The organism is Lacticaseibacillus songhuajiangensis, assembly GCF_003946025.1.
Lineage (GTDB): Bacteria > Bacillota > Bacilli > Lactobacillales > Lactobacillaceae > Lacticaseibacillus > Lacticaseibacillus songhuajiangensis.
Genome location: NZ_RHNR01000006.1, coordinates 66926 through 75495 on the forward strand (window position 1 = coordinate 66926; position 8570 = coordinate 75495).

Annotated in this window: 7 protein-coding genes; 4 read left to right on the forward strand and 3 right to left on the reverse strand. The window is 55.4% G+C overall.

The annotated features are described in order from the left end of the window. Nucleotides 1-7: 7 nt before the first annotated feature. Nucleotides 8-2701, reverse strand: a complete 2694-nt coding sequence (gene mutS, locus EKM97_RS03130; protein ID WP_125570824.1) for a DNA mismatch repair protein MutS — start codon at nt 2699-2701, stop codon at nt 8-10. Then, a complete protein-coding gene (locus tag EKM97_RS03135) occupies nt 2694-2891 on the reverse strand; it encodes a hypothetical protein (protein WP_125570825.1) in 198 nt (65 codons plus the stop codon). Before EKM97_RS03135 ends, mutS begins: the two co-directional genes overlap by 8 nt. Nucleotides 2892-3273: 382 nt before the next feature. Between EKM97_RS03135 and EKM97_RS03140 the strand changes: the two genes are divergently transcribed. The 3 genes from EKM97_RS03140 to EKM97_RS03150 are packed head-to-tail and all read left to right on the forward strand — an operon-like array spanning nt 3274 to nt 6374. Continuing rightward, complete coding sequence (locus tag EKM97_RS03140; protein ID WP_125570826.1) at nt 3274-4815, forward strand: AMP-binding protein; 1542 nt, start codon at nt 3274-3276, stop codon at nt 4813-4815. 12 nt (nt 4816-4827) lie between these two features. Further along, the gene (locus EKM97_RS03145) at nt 4828-5661 is read left to right on the forward strand and encodes an ABC transporter permease subunit (protein ID WP_125570827.1); all 834 of its coding nucleotides are present in this window, start codon (nt 4828-4830) and stop codon (nt 5659-5661) included. Next, a complete protein-coding gene (locus EKM97_RS03150) occupies nt 5658-6374 on the forward strand; it encodes an ABC transporter ATP-binding protein (protein ID WP_125570828.1) in 717 nt (238 codons plus the stop codon). The genes EKM97_RS03145 and EKM97_RS03150 overlap by 4 nt, the downstream gene beginning before the upstream one ends. A gap of 51 nt (nt 6375-6425) precedes the next feature. Here EKM97_RS03150 and EKM97_RS12155 read toward each other — a convergent pair whose 3' ends face one another. Then, nucleotides 6426-6902, reverse strand: a complete 477-nt coding sequence (locus EKM97_RS12155) for a hypothetical protein (RefSeq protein WP_125570830.1) — start codon at nt 6900-6902, stop codon at nt 6426-6428. A 100-nt stretch (nt 6903-7002) separates the two neighbouring features. On the opposite strand from EKM97_RS12155, the gene EKM97_RS03165 reads away from it, so the two are divergent. Beyond that, a complete protein-coding gene (locus tag EKM97_RS03165; RefSeq protein ID WP_125570831.1) occupies nt 7003-7836 on the forward strand; it encodes a methyltransferase domain-containing protein in 834 nt (277 codons plus the stop codon). Nucleotides 7837-8570 lie beyond the last annotated feature (734 nt).

Consider the following 8570-nt stretch of genomic DNA (forward strand, 5'->3'; position numbering starts at 1 on the left):
CCCTCCTCTACTTCAGTTTCTTCTGCAGTTCAAAAATCAGGTTCATCGCGCCCATCGGGTTGGCGCTCAGCAGGTCAAAGTCATTCAGTTCCTTGAGGACAGCCTGCTGCTTCTTACTGAGTGGCTTGGCCTTCGGGGTTTCTGGCTCCGCAAACAAGGCGAGCTGCTGCTCCCCGTGTTGAGTTTCAGACTGATCAGGCTCGCGTGTATCCGTAGCGGCGCTTGCGGCAGTTTCTACCGGCGCCACTGCTACTTCAGCCGTAGTCTCCGGAGTAGCTGGAGCGGCGCTGGTATCCCGCGCCAGTGGCACCTTGGCGTCACCCTTTCCTTCCAGCACGGTCAGAATACTATCGGCACGCTTCAACAATTCTTCCGGCATCCCCGCCAGTTTGGCGACGTGAATCCCGTACGATTTGTCGGCCGGACCAGCCAGCATTTTGTGTTCAAAAATCAGCTGGCCGTTTTCCATCGTCGCGCCAACGTGCACGTTCTTAAGGTGCGCCAAACTCTGCTCCAGCGCCGTTAATTCGTGGTAGTGGGTGGAAAACAGGGTCTTAGCGTGCACGTGGTCGTGCAGGTACTCGATAATCGCCTGCGCGAGTGCCATCCCGTCATAAGTGGCGGTCCCGCGGCCAATTTCATCGAAGAGGATCAGGCTGCGATTGGTCGCGTGGCTAAGTGCCTCGTTGGCCTCCATCATTTCAACCATGAAGGTGCTCTGGCCGCTCGCCAGGTCGTCCGCAGCCCCAATACGAGTAAAGATGTGGTCAAAAATCGGCAGTTGCGCGCTGTCGGCCGGCAAAAAACTCCCCGCCTGCGCGAGAATCACAATCAGCGCAAGTTGGCGCATGTAGGTACTCTTCCCAGACATGTTCGGCCCAGTAATCAAGAGCATGTCGACATCGCCACTCATCTCGACGTTGTTGGGGATGTAGGCGGCTTTGCCGATGACGTTTTCCACAACCGGGTGGCGACCGGCGACAATTTCCAGATCACGGCTACCGCTTGCCATCTGTGGCCGGACAAAATGCTGGGACTCTGCGACTTGGGCAAAGCTCTGCAAAACGTCGAGCGCCGCCACCTGTTTGGCCAGTGTTTGCAGGCGTTCAATCTGCTCTTTAATCTGCTCACGTACCTTGGTGAAAATGTCATACTCCAGCGCGGTTGAGCTGGCTTTTGCCTCCAGAATTTCGGTTTCCTTTTCCTTCAGTTCTGGTGTAGTGAAACGTTCAGCATTCGTCAGGGTCTGTTTGCGGTCGTAACGATCTTCCGGAACCAAGCCCAGGTTCGAATTGGTGACTTCGATGAAGTAACCAAACACGCTGGTGTACTTGACCTTCAGGTTGTGAATCCCGGTTGCCTCGCGTTCGCGTGACTGCAACTGGGCGATGAATTCCTTACTGTCACGATTGATTTCGCGGTAGTGATCCAGTTTGGCGTCGTAGCCATCGCGGATGACGCCACCTTCAGTGACGGAGATTGGGGCTTCTTCATCAATGCTACGGTGAATCAGGTCCGCAACGTCCGTGACGGGGTCCAGTTGCTGGTATTCATCCAGACTGGCATCCCCCATCCGGGCAAGGACGTCCTGGAGCTTCGGAATCTGGTCCAAACTGCTAGCCAGTTGCAACAAGTCGCGGCCATTCACACTGCCAAAAGCCACGCGGCCGGCCAGACGTTCGAGGTCATAAACACCGGTCAAGGCGTCGGCCAGTTCGGTGCGCTCAAAGAAGTGGTCGAGCATCGTTTGCACCTGTGCATGCCGACGCTCAACGGCTTTTTGCTTGATGAGCGGGCGTTCGAGCCAGGTCCGCAGCAGGCGACCACCCATGGCGGTCTTGGTGCTGTCCATGAGTCCCAGCAGGCTGTCACCCTTCTTGCCAGTACGGCTATTGGCCAGAATATCCAGGTTGCGCCGTGCGTCAGCGTCCATTTCCAGGTAAGCGGCCGGTTCGTAGGCCACCGCCTTTTGGATGTGCGCCAGACTGCGCTTTTGGGTACTGAGCATATAGCGCACCAGCAAGCCAACAACCTGAATCTCCGCCGCGTCATCTAGGTTCTGGGTGACGTAGCTAATCTCGCTGTGCTTCTGGCCGTCATCCGTCTGCACGGAAAGTAGCCGGTCGCCGCGCTTAAGCGCCGTCGTCACTTCGGCTGGCAGGTCGGGAGGCACCACAATTTCCAGTGATGCCAATGCCTGTAATTCATTCTCAACGGCGAATAGGTCGTCCAAGATGGCGACCTTGAGTTCACCAGTTGACACATCCCCGTATGCAAAAGCATAGCCCTTGGCTAGTGGCATCAGCGCGGACAAGTAGTTGTTTTTCTTGGCTTCACCGGGGTGAATGTTGGTGGTCGTCCCCGGGGTCACCAGCTGAATGACCTCGCGTTTGACCATACCGACAGCCTTCTTGGGGTCTTCCATCTGTTCACAAATGGCGACTTTATAGCCGTGGTCTACCAGGATATTAATGTAATTATCGGCAGCGTGGTGCGGCACCCCACACATCGGAATCGGGTCCGGTGCCCGCTTATCACGCGCGGTCAGGGTCAGTTCGAGCAACTGGCTACCTTTGAGCGCGTCGTCATAAAACAGTTCGTAAAAGTCACCGATGCGGTAGAACAGAAACGCATCGGGGTATTGCCGCTTCACAGCCAGGTACTGCTGCATCATCGGCGTGTCTTTACCATGTTTAGCCATTCAGTTTGTCCCCACTATCTAATCCCTGCTGGCGGCGGGCAATCCGCACACACAGTTGGGCAAAATCTTCATCGCTCGCCATCTCAACGAAGCGCATCGCCGTCGACTTGGCCACGTAATAACGCTGCCGTTCACGATTCTTCTCGCGATACCGCTTCTGGGCGGCCTTTTGAGCTGCAGTTAACGCCATGGCGCACCCCCGCTATCATCTATTTAATACCAGCTAATTCTAGCTTATAAGCTAACCAGATGCTAGTGTTTGTTGCCGCTAAAATACCGGCAATTCCTCCCTATTGTCTGCCGTTTTTTTGCAAAAAATTGCGTGAATGTGCGCGTAAAGTGCCGCTCCCAACGTTGCGTCCACATGACGGCAACCTAGACACATTTTCCCGGGTAAAACCAACTTTCATTAAGCCCACGAACGCACTATTCGGTGGGCATGTGTCATTTACCGGGAGTATTTGCGCGTTTTTGCACCTAAAATTCAATGAATCATCACATTTTGCTTTAATAATGTAACCATCAGCAAGGCAATCACCAACCATTCGGACCTACATACAGGGGGAATTCACATGAGCGAACTCAGTGACATCATCAAGCACAACCTAGACCAGCGGCAAACGCAAACCGTTCTGCGCGACATTGCGCGCGACCAAGACTTCACCGGCAACGATGTGCTAAGTGCTCAGGACACACTAGCTCGGCGCCTGCGCGACATCGGTATCCAGGCTGGCGACCTGATTTTACTGAGTTTGCCAAATTCCGCCGCCAATATCACCGTCCAGCTCACTGCATTCGATCTGGACGTCGTCGTGCAAACCATCAATCCAAACATGCCCACGGCGGAACTACGCACCACCATGGCGCAGCACCACTTCGCCGCCATGATTTTGAATGAAGTGCACGCTAGAGCCTTACCCGAGATTGAGGCCACCAGCGACCTACATTTTGTACACGAAACCGGCACGCTGCTGGGCAGCGACTTTACGCTCGCCGCGGCGCGGAACCAGCAAGTAGGCAATCCTTTACTGGACCAGCTAAACGCCACCGGCCAATCACCGCTGGGCGTCCTCATGTACACGAGTGGCAGTTCCGGTCACCCGAAGGCAGTCGCACTGAATCATGCGCAGCTTCTGGCCGCGGCGAGCGAAATCGCCCGCACGCAGCAGCTGACCACCGCAGACAAAACGCTACTGGTGATGCCACTCTTTCACATTAACGCGCAGGTGATCACCGTGCTGGCCACCCTCGTTTCCGGCGGCAGCATCGCCATTGCGCCAAAGTTCTCAGCTTCACACTTCTGGCAGCAGGTGCGCGACAACCAGATCACCTGGGTATCCGCAGCACCGGCCATCATTGCCATCCTGCTGAAAACAAAGCCGCTCTCTGCACCCCAAGTGCCGCACCTGCGCTTCATCCGCTCCGCCAGTGCGCCGCTGCTGCCGACAGTGCAGACAGCTTTTGAGCGCGACTTCGGCATCCCCATTCAGCAAGCATACGGCATGACTGAAGGCGCAAGCCAGATTACCTTCAACCCGCTTGGCGCCACCAAGGCTGGTTCCGTCGGCAAATCGGGCGGCACCGCAATTAGCATTCAAGATGAAAACGGTCGTCAGCTAGCACAAGGCGCGACCGGCGAAATCTGCTTGCGTGGTGACCACATCATCACCGCCTACCTCGATCCCAGCTTGCAAGATGACTTTGGCAACGGCTGGTTCCGCAGTGGCGATGTCGGGCACCTAGATGCTGACGGCTATCTGTTCATCGACGGTCGCAAGAAGGAGCTCATCAACCGCGGCGGCGACAAAATCTCACCCGTCGCCATCGAGAACGTGCTGATTACCCACCCCGACGTGCGCAACATTGCCGTTTTCGGGATGCCCGACCCCGTCTACGGCGAGCGCGTGGCCGCAGCAGTGATTCCGGAAGCAGACGCCCCCAGTGCCACCGACCTCGCACAATCCCTGCGCGCCTACGCGACGCAGCGACTCGCTCGCTTTGAGGTTCCCACAGACATTTACTTCACTGATAGCTTACCAGCCGGTGCGACCGGCAAAATTCAGCGTCGCCGCGTGCGTGACCAGATTACGACGCAGCACGTCGCTGCCAATTAGGAGGATTCCATCATGCAAGCATTATCCGAGCAAGCACAACCCATTAAACCCTTACCAGATTCGAAACCGCTCAGTCTGCATGCCCTGAGCCGCAAAATTCTGCCCTGGACCATTCCCATCCTGATTATTGTCTTCTGGCAACTCGGCAGCAGTCTGAACTTGATTGATAGCAGCGTACTGCCTGGCCCCATCGCGGTTCTGCAAACGATGGTGTCTGACCTCGCCAGCGGCAAACTCGAACGCAACATGGCCATTTCAATGTACCGCGCTGTCACTGGCTTCATCATTGGTGGCAGCATCGGCTTCATCCTGGCGCTCGCCAGCGGGCTCTCCAAAACCCTACGGCTCCTGCTGGACTCCTCCGTGCAGATGCTACGCAACATTCCTCACCTGGCCCTAATTCCACTGCTCATTATCTGGCTTGGGGTTGGCGAAGGCTCTAAGATTGCCTTGGTCGCAGTTGGGGTGCTCTTCCCCATCTACATCAACACTTTCCACGGCCTGACCACGGTCGATCCTGAACTGATTGAAATGGGCCGTTCCTACCAGCTCAGCAAGTGGCAACAGTTCACCAAAATTTTGTTGCCTGGCGCCTTGCCATCCATCCTCGTTGGGGTGCGCTACGCCCTTGGGGTAATGTGGACGACGCTGATTGTGTCCGAAACCATTGCTTCCAGTTCGGGTATCGGCTACATGTCGACCAACGCCCAGAACTTCATGGACATGTCGACGATCATCATGTGTATCGTGATTTACGCACTGCTCGGGAAGTTGTCCGATGTGGTTGCTAAGTCACTTGAGAATAGCCTGCTCACTTGGCAGCAGGCCGGAAGGAGTCAGCAATGACAGCTAGCGCATTACTCGACGTTAAAGACGTCAACAAATACTACGGCGACGCGCACGTGCTGCGCGACATCGATTTGCAGATCCAGCGCGGCGAGTTCGTCGCCCTAGTCGGTCAGTCCGGGGGTGGTAAGAGTACGCTCCTCCGCCTCATCGCGGGTCTGGAAGACACCACGACTGGTGAATTACGCCAGGACGGTCACGCCATCTCCGGCCTCAATCCCGACAGTCGGGTGATGTTCCAGAACGACCGCCTGTTGCCGTGGCTAACGGTGAAAGAGAACCTGGCTTTCGCCGATAAGAGCAAGTCAGCGGATGCGGATGCGGATCAACTGTTGCAGCGCGTTGAGCTGACCGAATTCGCGAACGCCTACCCGGCTGCCCTCTCAGGTGGTCAGCGGCAGCGCGTGGCTCTGGCTCGCGCGCTGATGGCCAAACCCGAGTTACTCCTGCTCGACGAACCTCTCGGTGCCCTCGACGCGCTGACCCGCCGCAAAATGCAGGATCTCATCTTGCAACTGTGGACGGAGCGCAAAATGACCGTCGTCCTGGTCACCCATGATGTAAACGAGGCCGTGCGCATGGCTAGCCGCATTTTTGTCGTCGCCGAGCACGAGATTGTGCAGACCTACGAAAATCCAACGGAGTGCCCGCGCAGTGACGAGGACATCGCGCCGCTCGCTCAGAAAGTACTGGACACCATCGTGAATAACTAAAAAAAGGGGCTGTGCCAAAAGACTTTTGGCACAGCCCCTTTTTGTTTGCCTTTAGTTTGAATCAAAGGCTGCGGAAAAAGTGGCAATCAGCAACACCAAGGCCAGGACGAACGCCACCCAGGCCGTTGGTCCTAACTGCATGAAAGGTATTTGACGAGCCGGATTGCGTAACAAGCCGCTGAGTACGGTTTTGCTGGCCCCGTACATCATGAGCAACTGACCTAGTAACACTAGCGTCGCACAACAGAAACTCACCATCCGCGTCCAGAAACAGCCAATGATGAGGCCAAGTGCGGCGACAACGAGCAAGCCCGCGCCGAACATTCCGAAATGCGCATTCACACCCAGAATGCGTGCAAGCAGTTGTCCAGTCCCCAAGTAACTGGCCGTGCTGCCGTCCATCGGCATAACCATAAAGCCCGGCAATAACTGGGCGATGAGCGTCAGCAACACGCTCATTAACGCAACGCCACTATGACTAATATTCGCCAACGTTCGCTCACGTTTGGCCTGGATACTTTTGATCATCCTATCTCCCCCACCCCGCTAATGCTAAAATGATTGTAAACGAAGAAAACTGATCTGTTAAGTTTTCTGCGAACACATTGAATGGAGTGACTTCAACAATATGCGCAAAATCGAAGCAAAAGCGCAGGCAATTGCGGCGGCCGGAACACTTTTTGCCTGTCCGGTATGCGGTGAAAATCTAGTTAGCGTAGGCACTAGTCTGGCCTGTGCTAACGGTCAACGTTATGATCTGAATAAAAAGGGCACCGTGAATTTTCTGAACGCGCCGGTGAACACTGAATATGGCGAAGAAATGCTCGCCGCGCGGCGGCGCGTGCTGGATGCAGGTTTCTTTAGCCCGTTTCTAAATGAAATGGCGCGGGAAATGCATCCAGACGACCGGCTGCTCGATATTGGTTGCGGCGAAGGCACGCCCACCGCTCGTTTAGCCAAGAAGGCAGAACTGGCAGTTGGTTTCGACATCTCCGCGCCAGCCATCAAGCTCGCCGGTGCGCTTGATTCTGACGCACTATTTTGCGTTGCTGACCTGGCGCGATTGCCATTCGCAGACAACAGTTTCAATGTCATCGCGGACATCTTCTCACCTGGCGCTTATGCCGAATTTGAGCGTGTTCTTGCTCCCGGTGGCCGGATTATGAAAATTATCCCGAATAGCGGTTACCTGTGCGAACTACGGCACGCGCTTTATGCCGGCGAAGACAAAGAGCACTACTCCAATGCGAAGGTGAAAGACCACTTCCTAGCCCGCTACCCGGACAGCACAGTGACGCCAATTACCTATGACTTCGACTGCACACCCGCGCTCTTCGCCGACATCGTCCAGATGACACCACTCACCTGGCAAGCACCGGCTGACAAGCGCGCCGACTTGCTGGCGCACCCACTGCCAAGCATCCACGTCGACGTCGAACTGGTCACCACAACGATTGCGTAAAGCTGTCCGTCAGCGTAAGTCGGGAAACTTTCATCCGCAAGGATGCAGAAATTGAAAATAATGCTCCGACCGACGGTCGGGGCTGGGGCGGCTTGGTTACGTAACCACAGGTAGGTGGCGCGGGGTCGCTCACGCCTGGCAAGCCAGGCTACCGCTAAACTTTTTGCCGAAGCCCACGTCAAAAAGATTTACCCCGAGCACGAATAGCCCACACAAAACGGCCTTCGCCGGTTGTGTGGGCTATTCGTGCTCTTTGCGCGCCACCTACCTGCGTTCACTCCACCAAGCCGCCCCAGTCCCTAAGCGCTACAACAATACTCCAGTAGGGAAAGTTTCAGACTACATGAGTCGAAGCACCAAACGCAGACGAACACGTGATCGAGAAATGCTGTCACAATATGCAGTTCATCTGTCTTCCTAAACATGGTGAATATTGAAGTCATAGCCTTTCTAGGTACCGGAGACAATCAGCGCTTAGTCACGACCGATGTGTACTGTATTTCCTACTTAATAACGTGTTGGCCACGGAGGCGTGAGTGTGCTTGGGCGGAGCGGAGGAAACGGAGTCGGGCGACAAGATAATCTGCAGTGTATGCCCGGCTGATTTTGCCGGGTGTACACCGCAGATTATCTCAGGAGCGCGGATTTGACGCCGGGTTGTAGTGAACCCCAAAACTTGGACAACAAATCCAAGTTCGGGGGTTTCTATATGATCAAATATGATTTAGATTTCA

Bases quoted from the DNA above. Each gene is read 5' to 3' on its own strand.
- mutS (WP_125570824.1), bottom strand. From the start codon at position 2,701: ATGGCTAAACATGGTAAAGACACGCCGATGATGCAGCAGTACCTGGCT.
- EKM97_RS03135 (WP_125570825.1), bottom strand. From the start codon at position 2,891: ATGGCGTTAACTGCAGCTCAAAAGGCCGCCCAGAAGCGGTATCGCGAG.
- EKM97_RS03140 (WP_125570826.1), top strand. From the start codon at position 3,274: ATGAGCGAACTCAGTGACATCATCAAGCACAACCTAGACCAGCGGCAA.
- EKM97_RS03145 (WP_125570827.1), top strand. From the start codon at position 4,828: ATGCAAGCATTATCCGAGCAAGCACAACCCATTAAACCCTTACCAGAT.
- EKM97_RS03150 (WP_125570828.1), top strand. From the start codon at position 5,658: ATGACAGCTAGCGCATTACTCGACGTTAAAGACGTCAACAAATACTAC.
- EKM97_RS12155 (WP_125570830.1), bottom strand. From the start codon at position 6,902: ATGATCAAAAGTATCCAGGCCAAACGTGAGCGAACGTTGGCGAATATT.
- EKM97_RS03165 (WP_125570831.1), top strand. From the start codon at position 7,003: ATGCGCAAAATCGAAGCAAAAGCGCAGGCAATTGCGGCGGCCGGAACA.